This is a genomic window from Paraburkholderia sp. J7 (assembly GCF_905220155.1).
GTDB lineage: Bacteria > Pseudomonadota > Gammaproteobacteria > Burkholderiales > Burkholderiaceae > Paraburkholderia.
On the sequence record NZ_CAJMYZ010000006.1, the window covers coordinates 252,846 to 275,433 of the forward strand.

General features: G+C 65.7%; 20 protein-coding genes. 8 read left to right on the forward strand and 12 right to left on the reverse strand.

Annotated features, from left to right (window positions below; translation table 11 throughout):
- Positions 1-3: 3 nt before the first annotated feature.
- Positions 4-924, reverse strand: coding sequence for a ferritin-like domain-containing protein (locus tag U5A58_RS12475; protein ID WP_321961654.1), 921 nt, complete (start codon positions 922-924; stop codon positions 4-6).
- A 188-nt stretch (positions 925-1,112) separates the two neighbouring features.
- On the opposite strand from U5A58_RS12475, the gene U5A58_RS12480 reads away from it, so the two are divergent.
- The 3 genes from U5A58_RS12480 to U5A58_RS12490 all read left to right on the forward strand — a co-directional run bounded on the left by U5A58_RS12480 (position 1,113) and on the right by U5A58_RS12490 (position 3,246).
- Positions 1,113-1,637 (forward strand): gamma carbonic anhydrase family protein, encoded by a 525-nt coding sequence (locus tag U5A58_RS12480; RefSeq protein WP_321908935.1) that lies wholly within the window; start codon positions 1,113-1,115, stop codon positions 1,635-1,637.
- Between the two features lie 77 nt (positions 1,638-1,714).
- Positions 1,715-2,680 carry an Hsp33 family molecular chaperone HslO gene (hslO, locus tag U5A58_RS12485; protein ID WP_321908936.1) on the forward strand — a complete coding sequence of 322 codons (966 nt, stop codon included), beginning with the start codon at positions 1,715-1,717 and terminating at the stop codon, positions 2,678-2,680.
- A 164-nt stretch (positions 2,681-2,844) separates the two neighbouring features.
- Positions 2,845-3,246, forward strand: a complete 402-nt coding sequence (locus U5A58_RS12490; RefSeq protein ID WP_415774212.1) for a hypothetical protein — start codon at positions 2,845-2,847, stop codon at positions 3,244-3,246.
- 96 nt (positions 3,247-3,342) lie between these two features.
- On the opposite strand, the gene ftsB is transcribed toward U5A58_RS12490, so the two are convergent.
- From ftsB to U5A58_RS12535, 9 genes are all read right to left on the reverse strand, one after another.
- Positions 3,343-3,765, reverse strand: coding sequence for a cell division protein FtsB (gene ftsB, locus U5A58_RS12495; protein ID WP_321934904.1), 423 nt, complete (start codon positions 3,763-3,765; stop codon positions 3,343-3,345).
- A gap of 101 nt (positions 3,766-3,866) precedes the next feature.
- The gene (gene eno, locus U5A58_RS12500; protein WP_103703989.1) at positions 3,867-5,150 is read right to left on the reverse strand and encodes a phosphopyruvate hydratase; all 1,284 of its coding nucleotides are present in this window, start codon (positions 5,148-5,150) and stop codon (positions 3,867-3,869) included.
- Between the two features lie 335 nt (positions 5,151-5,485).
- A complete protein-coding gene (kdsA, locus tag U5A58_RS12505) occupies positions 5,486-6,340 on the reverse strand; it encodes a 3-deoxy-8-phosphooctulonate synthase (protein ID WP_028204156.1) in 855 nt (284 codons plus the stop codon).
- A complete protein-coding gene (locus U5A58_RS12510; RefSeq protein ID WP_158757586.1) occupies positions 6,337-7,998 on the reverse strand; it encodes a CTP synthase in 1,662 nt (553 codons plus the stop codon). Before U5A58_RS12510 ends, kdsA begins: the two co-directional genes overlap by 4 nt.
- A gap of 151 nt (positions 7,999-8,149) precedes the next feature.
- Positions 8,150-8,953, reverse strand: a complete 804-nt coding sequence (locus U5A58_RS12515) for an alpha/beta hydrolase (RefSeq protein WP_321908941.1) — start codon at positions 8,951-8,953, stop codon at positions 8,150-8,152.
- Positions 8,954-9,029: 76 nt separating this feature from the next.
- Positions 9,030-11,663, reverse strand: a complete 2,634-nt coding sequence (locus U5A58_RS12520) for a ComEC/Rec2 family competence protein (RefSeq protein ID WP_321961655.1) — start codon at positions 11,661-11,663, stop codon at positions 9,030-9,032.
- Positions 11,664-11,753: 90 nt separating this feature from the next.
- Complete coding sequence (locus U5A58_RS12525) at positions 11,754-12,542, reverse strand: TatD family hydrolase (protein ID WP_321961656.1); 789 nt, start codon at positions 12,540-12,542, stop codon at positions 11,754-11,756.
- Positions 12,543-12,563: 21 nt separating this feature from the next.
- Positions 12,564-13,295, reverse strand: a complete 732-nt coding sequence (gene lolD / locus U5A58_RS12530) for a lipoprotein-releasing ABC transporter ATP-binding protein LolD (RefSeq protein ID WP_321961657.1) — start codon at positions 13,293-13,295, stop codon at positions 12,564-12,566.
- Positions 13,288-14,541, reverse strand: coding sequence for a lipoprotein-releasing ABC transporter permease subunit (locus U5A58_RS12535; RefSeq protein WP_321908947.1), 1,254 nt, complete (start codon positions 14,539-14,541; stop codon positions 13,288-13,290). Before U5A58_RS12535 ends, lolD begins: the two co-directional genes overlap by 8 nt.
- A 341-nt stretch (positions 14,542-14,882) precedes the next feature.
- Here U5A58_RS12535 and U5A58_RS12540 point away from each other — a divergent pair, with 341 nt between their 5' ends.
- The 5 genes from U5A58_RS12540 (at position 14,883) to U5A58_RS12560 (ending at position 21,761) form a co-directional block, all read left to right on the forward strand.
- Positions 14,883-16,010 carry a regulator gene (locus U5A58_RS12540; RefSeq protein ID WP_321961658.1) on the forward strand — a complete coding sequence of 376 codons (1,128 nt, stop codon included), beginning with the start codon at positions 14,883-14,885 and terminating at the stop codon, positions 16,008-16,010.
- 33 nt (positions 16,011-16,043) lie between these two features.
- A complete protein-coding gene (recJ, locus tag U5A58_RS12545; protein WP_321908950.1) occupies positions 16,044-17,750 on the forward strand; it encodes a single-stranded-DNA-specific exonuclease RecJ in 1,707 nt (568 codons plus the stop codon).
- A 106-nt stretch (positions 17,751-17,856) separates the two neighbouring features.
- Positions 17,857-18,961 (forward strand): peptide chain release factor 2 gene (prfB, locus tag U5A58_RS12550; protein WP_321908951.1). Its coding sequence is split into 2 segments (ribosomal slippage): positions 17,857-17,937 and positions 17,939-18,961, totalling 1,104 coding nucleotides; the frame shifts between segments, so codons are not numbered across the junction.
- 211 nt (positions 18,962-19,172) lie between these two features.
- Positions 19,173-20,708 carry a lysine--tRNA ligase gene (lysS, locus tag U5A58_RS12555; RefSeq protein WP_321961659.1) on the forward strand — a complete coding sequence of 512 codons (1,536 nt, stop codon included), beginning with the start codon at positions 19,173-19,175 and terminating at the stop codon, positions 20,706-20,708.
- A gap of 315 nt (positions 20,709-21,023) precedes the next feature.
- The gene (locus U5A58_RS12560) at positions 21,024-21,761 is read left to right on the forward strand and encodes a glycine zipper 2TM domain-containing protein (RefSeq protein ID WP_321961660.1); all 738 of its coding nucleotides are present in this window, start codon (positions 21,024-21,026) and stop codon (positions 21,759-21,761) included.
- Between the two features lie 106 nt (positions 21,762-21,867).
- Here the strand turns inward: U5A58_RS12560 and iscX are convergent, their stop codons facing one another.
- Positions 21,868-22,065: a Fe-S cluster assembly protein IscX gene (gene iscX, locus U5A58_RS12565; RefSeq protein ID WP_028204168.1), complete on the reverse strand. Its 198-nt coding sequence runs from the start codon at positions 22,063-22,065 to the stop codon at positions 21,868-21,870.
- A gap of 30 nt (positions 22,066-22,095) precedes the next feature.
- A complete protein-coding gene (fdx, locus tag U5A58_RS12570) occupies positions 22,096-22,437 on the reverse strand; it encodes an ISC system 2Fe-2S type ferredoxin (RefSeq protein ID WP_158757575.1) in 342 nt (113 codons plus the stop codon).
- Positions 22,438-22,588: the final 151 nt, after the last annotated feature.

Consider the following 22,588-nt stretch of genomic DNA (forward strand, 5'->3'; position numbering starts at 1 on the left):
AGGTCATTCGTTCGAGTAACGTTCCGTTGACTGCTGCGTGGCGGCCTGCTCCGCCGCATCCTGAGCCGCCAGCGAAGCCAGTTCAGCCTCGTCGAAGCCCGCCGAGCGGCGCGCTTCGAAGTTGAACGGCCCGCGCATGCGCGGCGCGTGGTACTGCTCGGCGAGCGCGAGCCACGCCGCGTGCGGGTCGAGACCGCGCGACTCGCACAGGTAGCGGAACCAATGGTTGCCGATGCGCACGTGCCCCACTTCGTCGCGCAGGATGATGTCGAGGATCGCAGCCGATTCGTCGTCGCGGGCCTGCTTCAGGCGCGCGCGAATGGGCGGCGAGGCGTCAAGCCCGCGCGCCTCCAGCACGCGCGGCACGAGCGCCATGCGTGCGAGCACGTCGGTGCTCGTGCGCTCGCACATCTCCCACAGGCCGTTGTGCGCGGGGAAGTCGCCGTACGCGTGACCATAGTCGGCGAGGCGCGCGCGCAGCAGGGAGAAGTGATACGCCTCTTCCGCCGCGACCTTGAGCCAGTCGGCGTAGAAGGCGTCGGGCATGGCGGGAAAGCGCCACACGGCGTCGAGCGCGAGATTGATCGCGTTGAATTCGATGTGGGCCAGCGCGTGCAGCAGCACCACGCGGCCCTGCGGCGTGCTCATGCTGCGGCGTTGCAGTTCGCGCGGCTCGACGAGCGGTGGCTCGCTCGGGCGGCCGGGCAAGCCGGCCGGCGTCGCGATGTCGCGTTGCGCGTCCCAGCGCGGCGCCGCGGCCTGAGCCTGACTTTGTGCGTGCAGCGCGCGTACCGCGTCGGCCTTGGCGACCGGGTCGCACTCGCGCAGCGCGGCGAGCGCGGCGAGGCGCCAGCAGGTGGACGCGTCACCCAGTGAAGTTGAGACGTCAGCGCTTGCGGTGGCAGCGGAGAAAACGGAATTCATCGGCAGAAGAAACAGGGACCGAAAAACGGGGAGCACCCAACCTTTGCGCGAAGCCGCCCAAACCTGCCCCAAGCGGACCGCGCACGCAACCGTTTACAATACGCGATTCACCTGCCTCGCGTCGTCCGCATCCATTGCGTGACGCCCGCGGACCGGCAGCAGCCCCCAATATCAGGAGACTCGACACCGTGGCCATCTACAAGCTTGGCGAAGCCGCACCGACCATTCACGAAAGCGTGTTCGTCGCGGACAACGCGACCGTCATCGGCAAGGTCGAACTGGCCGAAGACTCGAGCGTCTGGTTTGGCGCGACGCTGCGCGGCGACAACGAGCCGATTACCGTCGGCGCGCGCAGCAACGTTCAGGAAGGCGCGGTGCTCCACACGGACCCCGGCTACCCGCTCACGCTCGAAGCGAACGTGACGGTGGGCCATCAGGCCATGCTGCACGGCTGCACCGTGAAGGAAGGCGCGCTCATCGGTATTCAGGCCGTGGTCTTGAATGGCGCGGTAATCGGCCGCAACTGTCTGGTTGGCGCGGGTGCGGTGGTCACGGAAGGCAAGGTGTTCCCCGACAACTCGCTGATTCTCGGTGCGCCGGCCAAAGTCGTGCGTGAGCTGACCGAGGCCGACATCGCCGGCCTCAAGCGTAACGCGGATGTCTACGCGCAGCGTCGCGAATTTTTCAAGGCGCAGCTCGTGCGCATCGGCTGAGAGCCGCAGGTGAGAGTGACACGCTCTCGCCGTGCGGCGCGGGCCGCGCCGCCCCGATTCAAACGAAGGAAAAGATTGTGAACGACCAGTTGCAAAAATTCATGTTCAGCGCCGCCCCGGTGCGCGGCGAGATCGTCTCGCTGGGCAACGCGTGGCAGGAAGTGCTCAAGCGCCGCCAGTATCCGACGCCGGTACGCACCGTACTCGGCGAAATGATGGCGGCGTGCGCGCTGCTCTCGGCGAATCTCAAGTTCGACGGCACGCTGATCATGCAGATCTTCGGCGACGGCCCCGTGAAGATGCTGGTCGTGCAGTGCGGCTCGGATCTGACGATGCGCGCCACCGCGCGCCTTGGCGAAGACTTTACGGGCGAAAACGCCCTGCCGCTCAGCGAAGAACTCACGTTCGCCGACCTCGTGAATCCGGACGGCCAGGGCCGCTGCGTGATCACACTCGACCCGGCGAAAAAGCAGCCGGGCCAGCAGCCCTACCAGGGCATCGTGCCGCTGAACGGCGAAGACGGCAGCCCGCTCAAGTCGATCGCCGCCGTGCTCGAGCATTACATGCATCACTCGGAACAGCTCGACTCGCGCCTGTGGCTCGCCGCAAACGACGACCGCGCGGTCGGCATGCTGCTTCAGAAGCTGCCGGGCGACGGCGGCATCGTGCCGCATCAGGGCGAGCACGACCTCGATACCTGGGAGCGCGTCTGCACGCTCGGCGGCACGCTCACGCGTGACGAAATGCTCACGGAAGACGGCGAGACGTTGTTCCGCCGCCTCTTCTGGCAAGAAAATGTGCGTCACTTCGAGCCGCTTGCGCCGCGCTTCCAGTGCTCGTGCTCGCGCGAGAAGGTGGGCGCGATGCTCAAGATGCTGGGCCGCGACGAAGTCGATGGCGTGATCGAAGAACGCGGTCATGTCGAGATTCATTGCGACTATTGCAACCAGCGCTATGAGTTCGACCCGGTGGATGTCGCGCAACTTTTTGCCGTGACGGGGCTCTCAGAAAGCGTGAGCCCCGCTGCCGAGCGTCGCCACTGAGGCGCGCCGAAGCGCACCAGGGCACACTGAGCCGATAACGCCTATGCGGCGCAACGCGTGTTGCGCCGCCGCCCCGTACAGCAGCGCGTAGACGGATGTCCGAACCGAAATGCGGGCCCGCCGTCATCTCAAATTATTTAGGCGTCCGATAGATGGAGAGAAGCATGATCAAGAACAAACGCTTCGCACTTCCGTTGCGCGACCGCACGCCGCGCGTGGGCGCGCTACTCGTGTTGGCTGCACTCGGCGCGACCGTTGCATCGACGAGCGGCTGCATGATGGACCCGCCCGGCCCATCGCCGATCTATAGCCGGCTGCCCGCGGCGCAGTCCGGCCTTCCCGCCGCCGCGCCAGTGCTCACGCCCGACGAAAAAGCGCGCTACGACGCAATCGACCGCCAGGTGCTCGCTGAACAGGACAACGCCATGGCAGCGGAAGCTGCCGCACAGGCGTGGTCGCGGGCCTACGCGCCGCCCGTCACGGTCTACGGCAGCTATTACAGCGGCGGTTGGGGGCACGGCTGGGGCACGGGTATTGGCTACGGCTATCCGGGTTGGGGCTGGTAATCACGCAGCTTTCCAGCGCGAACGCGTAAACGAAAAAAGGCGCGGCTCAATGCCGCGCCTTTTTGCTTGCCCGCGTGCTCAGAACAAGCGGCGCACTCAACCCGCCTTCTTCGCTTCCTTCCCGTGCCCGTGCCGCTTCTCAGGAACACGCGAAACGGGGTTCGGCACCACCCTCACCGGCGCCGCCGACATCTCGCCGCGCGTCGAAGTATTCGACGAACCGCTCGGCGTCACAGGTGGCGTCTGGTTCGGCGAGACGAACTGCACGAACACCTCGCTGTCCTTCACCATGCCCATTTCGTAGCGCGCACGCTCCTCGACAGCAGCGGTGCCGCTCTGCAGATCCTGCACTTCGCCCGCAATGCGCTCGTTGCGCAGTTTCTCGTCGTCGTTCTGCTTTTGCTGCTGGGCGAGCTGCTGCTGCAGTTCGTGCACACGCAGCCAGCCACCATGGCCCCACCAGAGCGGATACTGAATCAGCACAAGCAGGATGATCAGAACGACAGTGACAAGCCGCATGAAAGGTGCCGGATAAATACACGCCGCCCTGCGCTATACGCAGGGCGGCGGAGAGAGATGACGAAGGGTGACAGCAAGGCTGCTGCCGGCGCAGGTTCCGCTTAACGCAGGTTATAGAACGCCGACTTGCCCGGGTAGCTGGCGATATCACCGAGATCTTCCTCGATGCGCAGCAGCTGGTTGTACTTCGAGATGCGGTCCGAACGCGACAGCGAACCGGTCTTGATCTGACCCGCGTTCAGGCCCACGGCGATATCGGCGATCGTCGAGTCTTCGGTTTCGCCCGAACGGTGCGAGATCACGGCCGTGTAGCCGGCGCGCTTAGCCATTTCGATTGCCGCGAAGGTTTCCGTCAGCGTGCCGATCTGGTTGATCTTGATGAGGATCGAGTTGGCGATGCCCTTGTCGATGCCTTCCTTCAGGATGCGCGTGTTGGTCACGAACAGGTCGTCGCCCACGAGCTGGACCTTCTTGCCGAGCTTGTCGGTCAGCAGCTTCCAGCCGGCCCAGTCGGACTCGTGCATGCCGTCTTCGATCGAGACGATCGGGAACTTGTCGGCGAGCGTGGCCAGGTAGTCGGCGAACTCGGCCGACGACAGCTGCAGGCCTTCGCCCGCGAGCTGGTACTTGCCGTCGTGGTAGAACTCGCTCGCCGCGCAGTCGAGCGCGAGCAGCACGTCTTCACCGGCGCGGTAGCCAGCCTTTTCGATCGCTTGCAGGATGGTCGAGAGGCATTCGTCGTTGCTGCCGAAGTTCGGTGCGAAGCCGCCTTCATCGCCCACTGCCGTGCTCATGCCGCGATCCGAGAGGATCTTCTTGAGCGCATGGAACACTTCCGCGCCGCAACGCAGCGCTTCGCGGAAGGTCGGCTGGCTCACCGGCACGATCATGAATTCCTGAATGTCGAGGCTGTTGTTCGCGTGCGCGCCGCCGTTGACGATGTTCATCATCGGCACCGGCAGTTGCATTGCGCCCGAACCGCCGAAATAGCGGTACAGCGGCAGGCCGGCTTCTTCAGCGGCGGCCTTCGCGACGGCCATCGACACGGCCAGCATCGCGTTTGCGCCGAGGCGCGACTTGTTGTCGGTGCCGTCGAGCTCGAGCAGGGTCTTGTCGAGGAAGGCTTGTTCCGACGCGTCGAGGCCCATGATCGCCTCGGAGATTTCGGTGTTGATGTGCTCAACGGCCTTCAGCACGCCCTTGCCGTTGTAGCGGCCGGCTTCGCCGTCGCGCAGTTCGATCGCTTCGCGCGAACCGGTCGACGCGCCCGACGGCACCGCTGCGCGGCCCATCGTGCCCGATTCGAGCAGCACGTCGCATTCGACGGTGGGATTGCCGCGCGAATCCAGAATCTCGCGACCGATGATATCTACGATTGCACTCATGGTTTCCTCAGGAAATGACAGTAATTCTTGCGCGAGCTGCGCCGCCTGCTGCATCGGCCCGCGAGGCACAGTTTCTATGCTCGCTCGGGGCACACCGTCACATGGGACAGGCTGCGTGCTCGCCAGGTTCAACTTGCCGCAGCGCGTCGGTCACGCTCCAGTGACCGAGACGCTGCCACGCTGCCTTGTACATCGAACGCGGTGCGTTGGCGCCGCTGCGCACAGCATGATGTCGTTACGTGACATTTGCCATGCGCGCGGTCCTGCGCCGCGCTGCTCCTCCATCGCGCCGCTCATGCAATCGAAGCGGCGCGCCGTACTACGTAATTCCCAACTCAGCTGAAGTCGTTCTCGAGGAACGGCGTGCGCTTGACCGCCTGGTCGAGCGTCACGAGGGTTTCGAGCAGATCGGCCATGCGGTTCAGCGGCACGGCGTTCGGACCGTCGGACTTGGCCTGCGCAGGGTTCGGGTGCGTCTCCATGAAGAGACCCGCCACGCCCGTGGCCACGGCCGCGCGCGCGAGCACCGGCACGAATTCGCGCTGACCGCCCGAGCTCGTGCCCTGCCCGCCCGGCAACTGCACCGAGTGGGTCACGTCCATCACGACCGGTGCGCCGGTCTCGCGCATGATAGCGAGCGAACGCATGTCCGAGACGAGGTTGTTGTAACCGAACGAAACACCGCGCTCGCAGGCGAAGAAGCGGTCTTCGGAAAGACCCGCCTCACGAGCGGCTTCGCGCGCCTTGTCGATCACGTTCTTCATGTCGTGCGGCGCGAGGAACTGGCCTTTCTTGATGTTGACCGGCTTGCCCGAGCGCGCGCACGCATGGATGAAGTCGGTCTGGCGGCACAGGAACGCAGGCGTTTGCAGCACGTCCACGACCGACGCCACGGGCCCGATCTCTTCTTCCGAGTGCACGTCGGTCAGCACGGGCAGACCGAGCTGGCGCTTCACTTCGGAGAGGATGCGCAGGCCCTCGTCCATCCCGAGGCCGCGAAACGACTTGCCGCTCGAACGATTGGCCTTGTCGTAGGACGACTTGTAGATGAACGGGATGCCGAGCTTCGACGTGATTTCCTTCAGGCGGCCCGCCGTGTCGATCGTCATCTGTTCAGATTCGACGACACAGGTGCCCGCGATCAGGAAAAACGGCTTGTCGAGACCTACCTCGAAACCGCACAGATTCATGCTTTCTCCTCGGCGCGCGCCTCATGGTGCGCGACTGCCGCTTCGACATACGCCTTGAAGAGCGGATGGCCGTCACGCGGCGTGGACGTGAATTCCGGGTGGAACTGGACGCCGACGAACCACGGGTGCATATCGCGCGGCAGTTCCATCATTTCCGGCAGATCTTCCGACGGCGTACGGGCGCTGATGATAAGGCCGTTCGCCTCGAGCTTGGGCACGTAGCCGTTATTGACTTCATAACGGTGACGGTGACGCTCGTTCACATCCTTGCCATAGATTTCCGCCGCGAGCGTGCCGGGCTTGATCGGGCAGCGCTGCGAGCCGAGGCGCATCGTGCCGCCGAGGTCCGAGTCTTCGGTGCGCTTCTCGACCTTGCCTTCGCGGTCGGCCCATTCGGTGATGAGCGCGACGACGCGGTCAGGCGTGTCCGGATCGAATTCCGTGCTGTTCGCGTGCTTCAGGCCCACCACGTCGCGCGCGAATTCGATCACGGCGAGCTGCATGCCGAGGCAGATGCCGAGGTACGGCACCTTCGCTTCGCGAGCGTATTGGATAGCCTTGATCTTGCCTTCGGTGCCGCGACGGCCGAAACCGCCCGGCACGAGGATCGCGTCGAGATGCTTGAGGCTCTCGACACCCTCTTCATCGATCTGCTCGGAGTCGATGTACTCGATGTTCACCTTCGCCGACGTCTTGATCGACGCGTGGCGCAGCGCTTCGATGAGCGACTTGTACGACTCGGTCAGGTCGACATACTTGCCGACCATGCCGATCGTGACTTCGTGCTTCGGGTGCTCGAGCTTTTCGACCATTTCCGACCAGATCGACAGATCGGCGGGCTTGGCGGAAAGCTTCAGCTCGTCGCAGACGATCGAGTCGAGACCCTGGTCATGCAGCATCTGCGGAATCTTGTAGATGCTGTCGGCGTCCCACACCGAGATCACGGCGTCTTCGGGCACGTTCGAGAACATCGAGATCTTCGCGCGTTCGTCGTCGGGAATACGGCGGTCGGCGCGGCACAGCAGCACGTTCGGATAGATACCGATTTCGCGCAGCTTCTGCACGCTGTGCTGCGTGGGCTTGGTCTTGAGCTCACCCGCCGTGGCGATGAACGGCACGAGCGTGAGGTGCACGAAGCACGCGCTGTTGCGGCCAAGGCGCAGGCTCATCTGACGCGCGGCCTCGAGGAACGGCAACGATTCGATGTCGCCCACCGTGCCGCCCACTTCGACGATCGCGACATCCGGCTCGCCGCACGTCGCCGATGCGGCGCCGCGTTCGATGAATGCCTGGATTTCGTTCGTGATGTGCGGAATGACCTGCACGGTCTTGCCCAGATAGTCGCCGCGGCGTTCCTTGCGGATCACCGATTCGTAGATCTGGCCCGTGGTGAAGTTGTTGGCCTTGCGCATCTTCGTGGTGATGAAGCGCTCATAGTGGCCGAGGTCGAGGTCGGTTTCCGCTCCGTCTTCCGTCACGAACACTTCGCCGTGCTGAAACGGGCTCATCGTGCCGGGGTCGACGTTGATGTAGGGATCGAGCTTGAGGAGGGTGACTTTCAGACCGCGCGATTCGAGGATCGCGGCGAGGGAGGCGGCGGCAATACCCTTGCCAAGGGACGAAACTACGCCGCCGGTGACGAAAACATATTTGGTCATCGCTGAATGCTCGCGGGAAAAACGGATTATACCTGAAAGCAAGGGCTAACCCTGAATTTTGAGCGGGCCGAATGTGGGTCGAATGCGAGGCGTAGTGTGCCGCCCTGCGCGCTCCCCTGCCCCGCGAGCAACCGCGCCGGAAAGCGAGCGCTCAGGCTCCGTTTTCCATGGCGTAAAGCATGCGCTGCACCGCGCGCGCGGTCTCGATCGGACGCTCCATGGGGTACAGATGACTGCCCTCGATCCACTCGAAGCGCTCGCCCGCAATGCGCCGGGTTGCCGCAAGCCCGACCTGGCGGACTTCACGCGACTGCGTGCCCGCGACGAAGCTCACCGGCACGGGCGACCCATGCGCAAGCCGTGCGCCGAGCGTGTGCGGCAGCGTGCGGTAGATCATGTATTCGGTCTGGCGGTCGAAGGCGAGCGTGCGGCCGCCGTCCACCGAGGTCTGAGGAATGCCGAAGTCGACATAGTCGGACAGCACACGCTCGTCCCAGCGCGCGAACGCCGCCTTCGAATGGAAATGCCGCCAGGCTTCGTCGCGGCTCGCCCAGTTCGTGCGGCGCGTGCGCGTGGCGGCGGCCGGCGAAAGCCGTTCGTCGAGGCCGGTCCACTGCGAAACCCGCAGCATGCTGCTGCGCCAGCCCGCGATCACAGGCGAATCGAGCATCACGACGCCTTTGACCCATTGCGGCTTTTTCAGCGCGGCCATAAGAGAGAGATAGCCGCCGAGCGAATGGCCGACGAGCCATACGGGTTCCTCGTAGGTGCGGCCAATGTCGTCGAGCAGTTGTTCGACGAGGTGCGGCCAGTCGCGCGTGACGGGAAAGCGCGCGTCGTGCCCGATGCGCTCGATGTAGCGCAGCTCGTAGTTATCGCCCAGTTCGGCGAAGAACGTGCGATAGATCGAGGCCGGAAAGCCGTTTGCGTGGGAGAAATGGATGACGTTTTTCAAAGGCGGCTTGTCTCTCTATTTTGTTGATCTCTTTCGTCGATCGCGCGTGCGTCCCCGCCTCTGCCGGCCCGGCGCGTCAGTCTTGCGTGGGCGGGTCCATCCAGTAGCGCCGCTGTGTATCGCGATAGCGCTCCACGGCGAGCGCGCCGGGTCCTGCCTCGACGCGCACGGCACCGTGGGCGTCGCTGCGCGCGAGCACAATGTGACGGGCCGCGTAGCGCGCGTAGACGCCCGGGTGCGGGTGATGAAAGCGGTTCAGATAGCCTACCTGAAATATCGCGACGAGCGGCCGGACAGAGTCGAGGAACGGTTCAGTCGACGAGGTTCGGCTGCCGTGGTGCGGCACGACGAGCACCTGCGCGCGCAGCCGCGCGGGGTCGCGCGCAAGCAGCGTACGCTCGACCCCCGCTTCGATGTCGGCGGCGACCAGCGCGGAAACCGGGCCCGCCTGGGTTTCGCGCGCGGCGCTCGCCGCCGTTGTCACCCGCAGGACGCAGCAATGCGCATTGGGCTTGCCCGCGAGCGGCCCAGGGTCGGGCCACAGCACCTCGAAGTCGACGCCGTCCCACCGCCAGCGCTGGCCGGCGGCGCACTGCACGGTCTGCGCGCCCTTTGTGCGCGCGCTCGTCCAGAGCGGATGCGCCGGCAGGATGCCTGCCACGAATTGCCCCACATCAACGGCATCGAGCACGGCTTGCGCGCCGCCGGAATGATCGGAATCGTCGTGGCTGATCATCAGCGTGTCGAGGCGCCCTATGCCATGCGCCTGCAGATACGGTACGACAATGCGCTCGCCCGCCTGCGTCGATTCGGGCCCTGGCCCCGCGTCGAAAAGCAGGCGATGATGCGCGGTTTCGACCAGCACCGACGTACCCTGCCCGATGTCGAGCGCGGTGAGCCGGAAAGCGCCCGGCGGCGGCCCCGGCGGCGCAGGCACCAGTAACGGCAGCCACGTGAACGGCGCGAGCCAGCGCAGCGGCCAGCCGCGCGGCGCAAGGCACCAGGCGACGCCCACGGCCGCGCAGGCGAGCGGCCACGCCCCGGGTTGCGGCAATCGCAGAACTGCCCACGGCAGGCCTTCGAGTGCGCCCAGCGTCGCGGCCAACCCGTCGAGGCAGCTATGCGCCACGCGTAGCGCGAACGCATCGATCGGCGCGGGGAGCGCCGCGCTCCCAATGATCAATGGCGTGACAAGCATGCTCACCCAGGGAATGGCAAACGCATTGGCGAACGGTCCGATTAGCGGGATCTGTGCGAACCAGTAGGCCGTGAGCGGCGCGAGCGCCAGCGTCACGGCCCATTGCACGCGAGCGCTATCGCCAACGCGCGAGGCAATGCGTCGCGTCGCGTCACGCCAGCCGCCTCGCGGAAAAACCATGGCGGCGAGACGCCGAAGCCAGCGATCGCGCGCGGGTGGCTCTGCGGGTGGCTCGGCTCGGTCGCGCATCGGATCGATCTCGTCAGCCGATAAATCCTGTGGTGCTTCCCTGTACAAACGGGGCACGCCGCTCGCCGCGAACAGAATCGCCCCGACCGCGCAGAACGAGAGCCAGAAGCCGGCGGCCGTCACTGCCCACGGATCGCGCAGCAGGACAAGCCCGAGCGCCCACGCCAGCACGTGCGAGCGCGCGACTTCGCGCCCGGCGAATAGCGCGAGGGCCACGACCGCCAGCATCCAGAGCGCGCGCTGCACCGGCACGTTGAAGCCGGCGAGCGCGGCATAGACGCCCGCCGCGAGCAACGCGCCCGCAACGGCAACCTTCTGCGCGGGCACGAAGAGCGGCGTCTCGACGCCGCGCCAGCGCGCGCGCCGCCACAGCGCACCGGCGACCCACCCCGCGAGCCCCGCGACGAACGCAAGATGCAGCCCGGAAATCGCTACCAGATGGCTCGTGCCCGTATTGCGCATGAGGCGCCAGTCCGCGTCGCTGACCGCGTCCTGCGCGCCGGTCGCGAGCGCGATAACGATGCCGCGATGCGGCGCATCGCCGAGCACCGCGTCGATGCGCGCACGCAGCGCCGCGCGCGCCCGTTCGATGCGCACGCCGATACCGGAGGCGTCGACGGGCAATCGCACAGCATGCTCCGGATCGCTCACATAGCCGTTTGCGCGCACGCCGCGCGCGAGCAGTGTGGCTTCCGTGTCGCGCAGACCGAAGTTGCCATTGCCGTGCGGGCGTTTGAGCCGCACGGCAAGGCGCCAGCGCGCGCCGGGCACGAGCGGCGGCAGCGACGCTTCGCGCGCCACCCAGGACAACTGGATCAATTGCGGCAGCTGCGACGCGGCTTTGTGCGCTTCTTCGTGCGGTCCCCAGGATTCAACGCGAAAGAGGAAGCTCGCGCCGTTTGCGCCGTATAAAGGCAAGCTGGAGATATAACCGGTGACGTCGAGATTGCGGGTCTGCCAGGCGGCGGGAAGCGCCTGTGCAAGCCGCAGTTCGGCGCGCCAGGCTGCATAGCCAAAGCCTGCGCATCCTGCTGCGAGCCACACCGCCGCCCAGCCGCTCGCCGTGCGCCAGCGTTGGTCGCCAAACCCACCGAACATCCGTGGGTGATCTGCCTGCGCATGGGCGCCGAGCCCCCAAACCGCCCACCCGGTTGCAAGCACGATTGCCAGAACGAGCCCGACCCACGCGCTCCACCCCGGTAGCGCAGCCTGCCGCTGCAAGGCAATCACGCCCAGCGCAAACCCGCACCATATCGCCCGCATCCCGCCTCCTCGCAACGAGGGGGCAACATGCGCCGACCGCAACAATCGCGCCGCGCACACCGCGCGCCGTGCCCGCCACCCTGGAAACGATTATGCAGACGAAAGCGCGAGCCGCGGCAGCGCGGCCGCCGCGTTAGCCGTCGTGCCAAGTGCAAGTTCCTCGGGACTCAAGCCGCGCAAGCCCGCAAGCACAGCGCCGATGCGCGGCACCTGGTCTGGCGTGTTGCGCTCGCGATAAAGCCAGGCTGGCGAGATATCCGGGGCGTCGGTTTCCATGACGATCGACTCGAGCGGCAATTGCTGCGCGAGCCTGCGAATCTGCAGCGCGCGCTCGAACGTCAGATTGCCGCCGAAGCCCAGGTGCATGCCTTGATCGATGAACGCGCGCGCCTGCTGAAAACTGCCGTTGAACGCATGCGCGATCCCGCTTTTCACGCCGTTGCGGCGCAGCCCCTTGAGCACCTGATCCTGCGATTTGCGCACGTGGCAGATCGCCGGCAGGCCGAACTCGCGCGCGAGGCGCAGCTGCGCGTCATAGAAGTGCTGCTGACGAGCCTCGTCGAGGCCCGGCACGAAGTAATCGAGCCCGATCTCGCCAATGCCAACGAAACGCGGATCATCGAGACTCGCTTCGATCTCGCGGCGCAACGCCTCAAGGTCGTCGTCGCGCGCCTGCGGCGTATAGAGCGGATGGATGCCGAGCGCGTAGACCGCGCCCGCGGTGCGGTGCGCGAGCGCGCGAACCGTCGAGAAGTTCTCGCGCGCAACCGCCGGAATCACGATGCGCGACACGCCCGCCGCTTGCGCCGCCGACGCGACCGCGTCGCGGTCAACGTCGAACTCGGCGGCATCGAGATGGCAGTGCGTGTCGATCCACATGGCGCTCGCTCGCGGGAAAGCTCAGACCGGGACGACCGGTTCCTCGTGCAGCATGCCGTCGCGCAAACGCACAATGCGGTCGCAGCGCGCCGCGAGGTCGGGATCGTGCGTGACGATCACGAAGCTCGTATCGAACTGGTCGGAAAGTTCGAGCATCAGATTGAAGACGGTATCCGCCGTCGTGCCGTCGAGGTTGCCCGTGGGCTCGTCGGCGAGCACGCAGGCGGGCTTCGTCACGAGCGCACGTGCGATCGCCACGCGCTGGCGCTCACCGCCCGAAAGCTCGCCCGGCCGGTTGCGCGCACGATGCGACAGGCCCACGCGCTCCAGGATCTGCATCGCCTCGGCGCGCGCGTCTTCCTGCGTCATGCGTCGAATGCGCAGCGGCATCGCCACGTTGTCGAGCGCCGAAAACTCGGGCAGCAGATGGTGGAACTGATAAACGAACCCGAGCGCGCGATTGCGCAACTCGTTGCGCTCGCGCTCGGAAAGCTCGGTAAACGGCTTGCCGAGCACCGAGACCTTGCCCGCGCCCGGCTCATCGAGCCCGCCCAGCACGTGCAGCAGCGTGCTCTTGCCCGAACCCGACGCGCCCACCACGGCGAGCTTTTCACCGCGCCTCACTTTCAGATCGGTGTCGTGCAGCACCTGCACGGCAAGCGCGCCCTGGCCGAACACCTTCGAGACGCCGTGCGCTTCGAGCACATACGGATAGTCGCCGGCCGCGGCGATCAGCGATTGACGGTCATTCATAGCGCAGCGCCTCCGCAGGACGAACCTTGGCCGCACGCCAGCTCGGATAGAGCGTGGCGAGCGCGGACAGCACGAACGCAATCACGCCGATGCGGATCACGTCGGAAGCCACGAGTTCCGAAGGCAGCTCGCTGATGAAATACACCGAAGGCGGCAAGAACTGGATGCCGAGCAGATGCTCGATCGCCGGCACGCTCCATGGAATGCTCCATGCGATCAGGCAACCGAGCGCAATGCCGAGGCCGGTGCCCACGAAGCCGATCGTCACGCCCTGCACGACGAAGATTTTCATGATCGAGCCCGGCTGTGCGCCGAGCGTGCGCAGGATCGCGATATCGGCCTGCTTGTTGGTGACGGTCATGACGAGAGACGAAACGAGATTGAACGCCGCGACCGCGATGATGAGCGTGAGAATGATGAACATCATGCGTTTTTCGATCTGCACGGCCGAGAACCAGGTCTTGTTCTGCTGCGTCCAGTCGCGAATATAGAGGTCGCCCGAAAGCGTATGCACGAGCTGGCGCGCCACCGCTGGCGCGCGTTGCATGTCCTTCAGGCGCAGGCGCACGCCGCTTGGCGCGCCGAGGCGATACAGCACTTCCGCATCGCGGATGTTGGTGAGCGCAAGCGTGCTGTCGTACTCGTAGTGGCCCGATTCGAACACGCCCACCACCGTGAACTGCTTCAGGCGCGGCAACATGCCGGCCGGCGTGATCGAGCCCTCGGGCGCGACGAGCGTGACCTTGTCGCCCACCGTCACGCCGAGGTTCACGGCGAGATCGGCGCCGAGCACGATACCGAAGCTGCCGGGCGTGAGGTCGTTCAGGCTACCCGCCTTCATCTCCTTGCCGATGTCCGACACCTGTGGCTCTTCGGAAGGCTCGATACCGCGCAGCGCGACGCCGTTCACGCTGTCGCCGCGCGTGAGCAGCGCCTGGGCGTCCACGTAGGGCGCCGCGCCGATCACTTCCGGATTGGTCTTCGCTTCCTTCGCGGTGAGCTGCCAGTCAGGCATCGTGCCCGTTGGCGAGAAGATCTCGATGTGCGCGAGCACGGAGAGCATGCGGTCGCGCACGTCGCGCTGGAAGCCGTTCATCACCGAGAGCACGACGATCAGCGCCGCGACGCCGAGCGCGATGCCCGACATCGAGATGAGCGCGATGAACGAGATGAACCCGTTGCCGGTCGTGCGTTTGCCGGCGCGGGTGTAGCGCCAGCCTATCTGCCATTCGTAGGGAAGTTTCAAGCGAATCCTTTTTGCGTCTTCGTTGCGCTCCGGCGGCGCGTATTGACCCTGGGTGACCCTGGGGCCAGTGCGCCGGACGCCCAAACAATATCGTGCCGGGTCGGGCGGCGATCAACCGCGAAGTTTGCCATACTGGCGCCCCTCCACGGACATTCGACCGACTTTCGCCGGCGTTCGCACAAACTTGCGCGCCTGCGACACGCACGGCCCGCGGGCGTTTGCCCGCCCTCTCCTTCGAGCCGCATTTCGTCCACAAGTGCCGCCGCACAAGCATAACGGAGCGATGCGGGCCCGTTGCGATACGCCAGAGGGCCGCCCGGCGCGCCAGGCGCCGAAGTACAATGCGCACCATCATGCCCGCCGACCGACTCCATCTCCTCGTTCCTTTTGCCTTGCCGTCCGCTGCGGCCGCCTCCACCGCGCTCGCGGGCCTCGAATACCCGGCGCTCTCGAAACTGGTTGCGCGCGCGACACTCGGCGAGCAGGTGATCGGCGAGGACTTCCAGCGCACGCTGCCGCACGAGCGCTGGGTTGCGCGCCAGTTCGGCGCGCTCGGTGCCGCGAACGCAAACGACGCAAGACCCGCGCCGGCCGCCGACGACGAAGCGCCCCTTGCGCCCTACATGCTGCTCGCCGATGGCGGCACGCCAGGCAACGCCACGTGGGCATGCGTGCAGCCCGTGCACGTGCGCATTGCGCACGACCATCTGGTGCTGATCGACCCCGCTTCGCTCGAACTCGCCGACGCCGACGCCGCCACGCTCTACACCGTCGCCCGCCCGCTGATTGAAGAGCTGGGCGTGCGCGTCGAAGCCCCGACGCCGCAGCGCTGGTACCTCTCCTCAGAAGCGTTCGGCACGCTCGCGGGCGCTTCGCCCTTGCGCGCGAGCGGCCGCAACATCGAGATCTGGCTGCCGCACGAGGCCCAGTCGGGCCAGCGTTCGCGCGCCTGGATGAAAGTGCAGAACGAAGTGCAGATGGCGTGGTTCGAGCATCCTGTGAACGAGGCGCGCGAGGCGCGCGGTCTGCCCGCCGTCAATTCGATCTGGTTCCACGCGCAAGGCGAGCTGCGCCCGGTCACGAGCCCTTATGCACGCGTGCGCTCCGACGCAGCCGCCACACGTGGCCTGGCACTCGCCGCGAAGGCGGAAGTCAGCGCCGCGCCTGCGACCTTCGCCGCGCTCGCAGCCTCGCTCAACAACGGTTCGGGCACGGGGGCGACGCTCGTCGAACTCGATCCGTTTTCAGCCGCCTTCATCCAGCAGGACTGGGGCCGCTGGAACGCCGCGTTCGCGCAACTGGAGCGCGACTGGTTCGCGCCCGCGCTCGCCGCGCTGCAAACGGGCGCGCTCGCCACGCTCGACCTCACGCTGTGCGGCGACACCGGCTCGGTCACCCTCTCCATCACGCGCGGCGATTTGCGCAAGTTCTGGCGACGCCGCCTGTTCGCGTCGCTCTTTATCGAATGATCCCCGAATGACCTCTTTCTTCCGCCTCCCCGCATGACCCGAATCGTCACCCGCGCCTGCTCGCCCGCCGACACCGAAGCGCTCGTGCGCCACGGCCTGCATCCGGTGCTCGCACGCCTTTACGCCTCGCGCGGCGTCTGCCAGCCCGATGAGATCGAAACCGGACTCGCACGCCTGATTCCGCCCACGGGCATGAAAGGCATCGACGAGGCCGCCACGCTGCTCGCCGACGCGCTCGAAGCGGAGTGCCGCATGCTCGTGGTCGCCGACTACGACTGCGACGGCGCAACCGCGTGTGCCGTGGCCGTACGCGGCCTGCGCATGTTCGGCGCGCAGATCGACTATCTGGTGCCGAACCGCTTCGAGTATGGCTACGGCCTCACACCTGAGATCGTCGCGCTCGCCGCCCAACGCAAAGGCGGGCCACCCGACGTCCTGATCACGGTGGACAACGGCATCGCCAGCGTGGAAGGCGTCGAGGCCGCCAACGAGCTCGGCATCGAAGTGCTCGTGACCGATCACCACCTGCCGGGCGACACGCTCCCCGACGCACGCGCCATCGTCAATCCGAACCAGCCGGGCTGCGAGTTTCCGAGCAAGTGCATCGCGGGCGTGGGCGTCATGTTCTACACGCTGCTCGCGCTGCGCGCGGAATTGCGCAAGCGCGGCGCGTTCAGCGATGGCAAGCCCGAGCCGCGCCTCGACGGCCTGCTCGATCTCGTCGCGCTCGGCACCGTCGCCGACGTCGTGAAGCTCGACTGCAACAACCGCGTGCTCGTCGCGCAGGGCTTGCAGCGCGTGCGCAACGGCCGCATGCAGCCGGGCATCGCAGCGCTCTTTCGCGCTGCGGGGCGCGACGCGAAAAGCGCGTCGGGCTTCGACTTCGGCTTCGCGCTCGGGCCCCGCCTGAACGCAGCCGGCCGGCTTTCGGACATGTCGCTCGGCATCGAATGCCTGACCACCGACGACGTGGGCCGCGCGTGGGAACTGGCCCAGCAGCTCGACTCGATGAACCGCGAGCGCCGCGAGATCGAGGCGGGCATGCAGCAGCAGGCGCTTGCCGACCTCGCCGATGTCGATCCGCAAGGCAAGGCTACGCTCACGCTGTTCAACGAAGGCTGGCACCAGGGCGTGATCGGCATCGTCGCGGGGCGCCTGAAGGAGCGTTTTCACCGCCCGTCGTTCACCTTCGCCCCGGCCGACGACGACGGCGAACTCGTGAAGGGCTCGGGCCGTTCGATCCCCGGTTTCCATCTGCGCGACGCCGTCGATCTCATCAGCAAACGCGAGCCGGGCCTGATCCAGAAGTTCGGCGGCCACGCCATGGCCGCGGGCATGACGATCGCCGCCGCCGATGTGCCGCGCTTCGCCGCCGCGTTCGAACGCGTGGGCCGCGAATGGCTCACCGAAGAAGCGCTCGCCCGCACCGTCGAGACCGACGGCGATCTCGAAGACGCCTACTTCACGCCCGATTTCGTGGAGATGCTCGACGCCGCAGTGTGGGGCCAGGGCTTTCCGGCGCCCGTGTTTTCGGGAGAATTCGAAGTGGCTTCGCAGGCGCTCGTGAAAGACAAGCACCTCAAGCTGCAATTGCTGCGCGGTCGCCAGCGCTTCAACGCGATCTGGTTCAACCACACCGAGTCGCTGCCGCAGCACACCACGGTCGCTTACCGGCTCGTGCGCGACACCTGGAACGGCGTCTCGCGCGTGCAACTCGTCGTGGAGCACGCGGCGCTCTGAGTGCGCCATGAGCGCTTGGGCGCGGCCCCTCAGATGGTCCGCGCCGCCCTTGATCCGGGTCCAATCGGCTATAATTCAATATTTTACACGCCGGATCACGACACAAATGGAAGCGGAACGTCTCAACGCGATCGAAGCCCTTTTGGCGGACCTGCGCATGCGCGCGGGCGAGCTACGGGGGTATCTTTGACTACGACGTAAAAGCCCGACGGCTCGTCGAAGTCAACAGCGAACTCGAAGACCCCAACGTCTGGAACGACGCCAAGCACGCCCAGGGTCTCGGCAAGGAAAAGAAGCTGCTCGAGGGCGTCGTGCACGTGCTCGACGGCATCGAGAACGACACGCGCGACACGCAGGATCTCTTCGAGATGGCCCGCGAGGAAGGCGATGAGGACACGCTCGTCGCCATCGAAACCGACACTCACGCGATCGAAGCACGCGTCGCCGACGTCGAGTTCCGCCGCATGTTCGCGAATCCGGCCGACCCGAACAACGCGTTCATCGACATCCAGGCCGGCGCCGGCGGCACCGAGGCGTGCGACTGGGCTTCCATGCTGCTGCGCCAGTACGTGCGCTACTGCGAACGCAAGGGCTTCAAGACCGAAGTGCTCGAAGAGTCCGAAGGCGACGTGGCCGGCATCAAGAGCGCGACGATCAAGGTCGAAGGCGAATACGCCTACGGGTTCCTGCGCACCGAAACCGGCATTCACCGCCTCGTGCGCAAGTCGCCGTTCGATTCGTCGGGCGGCCGTCATACGTCGTTCTCGTCGGTGTTCGTGTATCCGGAAATCGACGATTCGTTCGAGATCGAAGTCAATCCGGCCGATCTGCGCATCGACACGTACCGCGCTTCGGGCGCGGGCGGTCAGCACATCAACAAGACCGACTCCGCCGTGCGTATCACGCACGTGCCGTCGGGCATCGTCGTGCAGTGCCAGAACGACCGCTCGCAGCACCGCAACCGCGCCGAAGCCATGGCCATGCTCAAATCGCGCCTGTACGAAGCCGAAATGCGCAAGCGTCAGTCGGAACAGGACAAGCTCGAAGCGGGCAAGTCGGATGTGGGCTGGGGCCACCAGATCCGCTCCTACGTGCTCGACAACAGCCGTATCAAGGACCTGCGCACCAACGTCGAAATCAGCAACACCAAGGCCGTGCTCGACGGCGATCTCGACGCCTTCATCAGCGCGAGCCTGAAACAGGGCGTGTAAGCTTGCCGCACGTCACGGGCGCTGCAGATCACCGCATGCCGCCCTCTCCTGCTGCGCCGCCCGCCTCGACTACGAGGCATGCGGCGCGCAGCAGGAACCGAAGTCCGCTTATCTGCGCGCAGTGCGCGCCGTGTCCCGCGAAGGACCATGCCGGGGCCGCCGCCCCGAAAACTCGCCGAAACACCTGCGAATCAAAGAACTCCGAGCCATCATGACCGAACCGACCCAGCAGAACGCGCCCAGCGCCGCGCCCGAACTCGACGACAACCAGATCATCGCCGAGCGCCGCGAGAAACTGCGCGCACTGCGCGAGGCAGGCGTCGCCTATCCGAACGACTTCCGCCCCACCCACCACGCCGCCGACCTGCAGCGCGACTACGCCGACACCGACAAGGACGCACTCGAAGCCAATCCGCTCGAAGTCGCGATCGCCGGCCGCATGATGCTCAAGCGCGTGATGGGCAAGGCGAGCTTCGCCACGGTGCGCGACGGCTCGGGCCAGATCCAGTTCTTCATCACGCCCGCCGACGTGGGCGAAGCCACCTACGAAGCGTTCAAGAAGTGGGACCTGGGCGACATCGTCGCGGCCACGGGCGTGCTGTTTCGCACCAACAAGGGCGAGCTTTCGGTGCGCTGCACGGAACTGCGCCTGCTCTCGAAGGCGCTGCGTCCGCTGCCGGACAAGTTCCACGGCCTCTCCGACCAGGAAATGCGCTATCGCCAGCGCTATGTCGACCTGATCGTCACGCCCGAAGCGCGTCAGACGTTCCAGGCGCGCACCAAGGCAATCTCGTCGGTGCGCAACTTCATGGCGAACGCAGACTTCATGGAAGTCGAAACGCCGATGCTGCACCCGATCCCGGGCGGCGCGGCCGCCAAGCCGTTCGTCACGCACCACAACGCGCTCGACATGCAGATGTTCATGCGCATCGCGCCCGAGCTGTATCTGAAGCGTCTGATCGTGGGCGGCTTCGAGCGCGTGTTCGAAATCAACCGGAATTTCCGTAACGAAGGCGTTTCGCCGCGTCACAATCCGGAATTCACGATGATGGAGTTCTACGCGGCGTACACCGACTACGCGTGGCTCATGGACTTCACCGAGCAGCTGATCCGCCAGGCCGCCATCGACGCGAGCGGCACCGCCGTGCTGACGTATCAGGGCCGCGAGCTCGACCTCTCGAAGCCGTTCCATCGCTTGACGATCGTCCAGGCGATCCAGAAGTACGCGCCGCAGTACACGAACGAGCAACTCGCCGACGCCGCCTTCCTGCGCTCGGAACTGAAGAAGTTCGGCGTGGACGCAAACCAGCCGCAGTTCCTGAATGCGGGCGTGGGTTCGCTGCAACTGGCGCTCTTCGAAGAAACCGCCGAGTCGCAGCTGTGGGAGCCGACCTACATCATCGACTACCCCGTCGAAGTCTCGCCGCTTGCTCGCGCCTCGGACACGCTGCCGGGCATTACCGAGCGCTTCGAGCTGTTCATCACGGGCCGCGAGATCGCCAACGGTTTCTCGGAGCTGAACGATCCGGAAGACCAGGCCGCCCGCTTCAAGAAGCAGGTCGAGCAGAAGGACGCCGGCGACGAAGAAGCGATGTTCTACGACGCCGACTACATCCGCGCGCTCGAGTACGGCATGCCCCCGACGGGCGGCTGCGGCATCGGCATCGACCGCCTGATCATGCTGCTCACGGACAGCGCGAGCATCCGTGACGTGATCCTCTTCCCGCACCTGCGCCGCGAAGACTAAGCGCAAGCTCTGCCTGACATGACGGGGCGCATGCGGTTCACACCGCATGCGCCCCGTTTCTTTATGGCATCTCAACGCCCAGGTTTGTAACCATCGGTAAGATCTGCCGGCTAGCGCAACGGCTGAAACGGGCACATCAATTGCGCCAGCGTGGAAAACCGCGCTGTGCAACGCTGCGCGACGATTGCGCACTTTTCGTCACAATGCCGCCGATGCGCCGGGTTACAAATTGAAACGCTCACAGAATTGGATTGGCTCACACTGGGTCTCACAAGTCTCACAAGCGAGCCAACTCTGCCAAAGACGGAGCCTGTCATGAACACAACTGATCCAACCACACCGAAACGCCGCCTCCACCCGTTGATCGCAACCGCGGCGGCGGCCGTCATCGTTGCGAGCCTCGCGGCCACCGCAGCCATCACCGGCGTTTTCCCGAAAGCTTCCGGCACCGACGGGCAAAGCGCTCAAGTGCAGACAGGCCAGACGTCCATGACGGCTTCACAGCCGCCTGTCGTCGACTCGACGAGGCCGGTGCAGGCTTCGCAATACGCGCAGAACGACCAGAATGCGCCCACCGAGACGCAACCGGCGCCGGTACAGGCTCAACAGCCAGCGGCCGTGCCCGTCGCGCCTGCGCAGCAATATGGTCAACAGCCTGGCCAGCCGCCGCAGCCATCGCAACAGCAGTACGCACAGGAAGCGCCGCCCGCCCAGCCCGCGTGTTCGACGTGCGGCACGGTCGTTGCGATTTCCGAGACCAAGCAAGAAGGCCACGGCACCGGTATCGGCGCAGTGGGCGGCGCGGTGGCCGGCGGCGTGGTCGGCAACCAGTTCGGCTCGGGTAACGGCCGCACGGCCATGACGTTGCTAGGCGCACTCGGTGGCGGCTTCGCGGGCAACTCGGTCGAAAAGCACCTGCGCAGCACGACAACCTATTCGGTGCGCGTGCGCATGGAGAACGGCAAGACGCGCTACTTCACGTATCACGAAGCGCCGCCGTTCCAGCAGGGCGCGCGCGTGCGCGTGGAGAACGGCACGCTGGTCGCGGGTTGATCGCGCAGACACCGGGAAGGTAGCCGCGCAATAAAAAAGGCGATTTGCCGTAAGGGCAAATCGCCTTTTTCTCGTCTTCTCGTCTGCTTCGCGGGTGTGCCGGGAATCAATAGTCCGCGTCTTCGATCCACGCCGCCTGGATCGCCTCGAGGATCTTCTCGTTCGAGCGCTCGGGGTCGTCGTCAAAGCCGTCGAGCTGCGTGATCCAGCGGTGCAGATCGGTGAAGCGCACGTACTGCGGGTCCACTTCTGGATGGGTGTCCGTCAAGGCCATCGCGATGTCCTGCGTATCGGTCCATTTCATGGCTGCGCGCTCCTCCTGATGTTCAGTGGCTCAGTGGTTTTCCTTCGCATGGTTGATCGAGTAACGCGGAATCTCGACCACCAGATCGTCGTTCGCAGGCACGATGGCCTGGCACGACAGCCGCGACGTCGGCTCGAGTCCCCACGCCTTGTCGAGGAGATCGTCTTCGTCTTCCTCGGACGGCACGAGCGCATCGAAACCTTCGCGCACGATCACGTGACAGGTCGTGCAGGCGCACGACTTCTCGCATGCGTGCTCGATTTCGATACCGTGTTCGAGCAGCGCGTCGCACACGCTCTCGCCCGGCTTGGCGTCGATGACCGCACCCTCAGGGCACAGTTCGACATGGGGCAGCACCACGATTTGAGGCATTGTGATTTCCGTATCCAATAACTTTCATATCGGGCGCATGCCCCGCCTCCGACGGCGGCATGTGCCCATTCTACTGTCGGTGCGTGCTCCGCCACATCGGGAAAGCACGCACGCGCGCGCCGTTTGCTAACGACGCGTTCCCCTTTAAGCT

Excerpts from the sequence above, each read along its gene's own strand:
- U5A58_RS12475 (WP_321961654.1), bottom strand. The coding sequence starts at position 924 with ATGAATTCCGTTTTCTCCGCTGCCACCGCAAGCGCTGACGTCTCAACT.
- ftsB (WP_321934904.1), bottom strand. The coding sequence starts at position 3,765 with ATGCGGCTTGTCACTGTCGTTCTGATCATCCTGCTTGTGCTGATTCAG.
- recJ (WP_321908950.1), top strand. The coding sequence starts at position 16,044 with ATGACCCGAATCGTCACCCGCGCCTGCTCGCCCGCCGACACCGAAGCG.
- U5A58_RS12560 (WP_321961660.1), top strand. The coding sequence starts at position 21,024 with ATGAACACAACTGATCCAACCACACCGAAACGCCGCCTCCACCCGTTG.
- U5A58_RS12490 (WP_415774212.1), top strand. The coding sequence starts at position 2,845 with ATGATCAAGAACAAACGCTTCGCACTTCCGTTGCGCGACCGCACGCCG.
- U5A58_RS12540 (WP_321961658.1), top strand. The coding sequence starts at position 14,883 with ATGCGCACCATCATGCCCGCCGACCGACTCCATCTCCTCGTTCCTTTT.
- iscX (WP_028204168.1), bottom strand. The coding sequence starts at position 22,065 with ATGAAATGGACCGATACGCAGGACATCGCGATGGCCTTGACGGACACC.
- fdx (WP_158757575.1), bottom strand. The coding sequence starts at position 22,437 with ATGCCTCAAATCGTGGTGCTGCCCCATGTCGAACTGTGCCCTGAGGGT.
- lysS (WP_321961659.1), top strand. The coding sequence starts at position 19,173 with ATGACCGAACCGACCCAGCAGAACGCGCCCAGCGCCGCGCCCGAACTC.
- U5A58_RS12525 (WP_321961656.1), bottom strand. The coding sequence starts at position 12,542 with ATGTGGATCGACACGCACTGCCATCTCGATGCCGCCGAGTTCGACGTT.
- U5A58_RS12510 (WP_158757586.1), bottom strand. The coding sequence starts at position 7,998 with ATGACCAAATATGTTTTCGTCACCGGCGGCGTAGTTTCGTCCCTTGGC.
- lolD (WP_321961657.1), bottom strand. The coding sequence starts at position 13,295 with ATGAATGACCGTCAATCGCTGATCGCCGCGGCCGGCGACTATCCGTAT.
- kdsA (WP_028204156.1), bottom strand. The coding sequence starts at position 6,340 with ATGAATCTGTGCGGTTTCGAGGTAGGTCTCGACAAGCCGTTTTTCCTG.
- U5A58_RS12520 (WP_321961655.1), bottom strand. The coding sequence starts at position 11,663 with ATGCGGGCGATATGGTGCGGGTTTGCGCTGGGCGTGATTGCCTTGCAG.
- eno (WP_103703989.1), bottom strand. The coding sequence starts at position 5,150 with ATGAGTGCAATCGTAGATATCATCGGTCGCGAGATTCTGGATTCGCGC.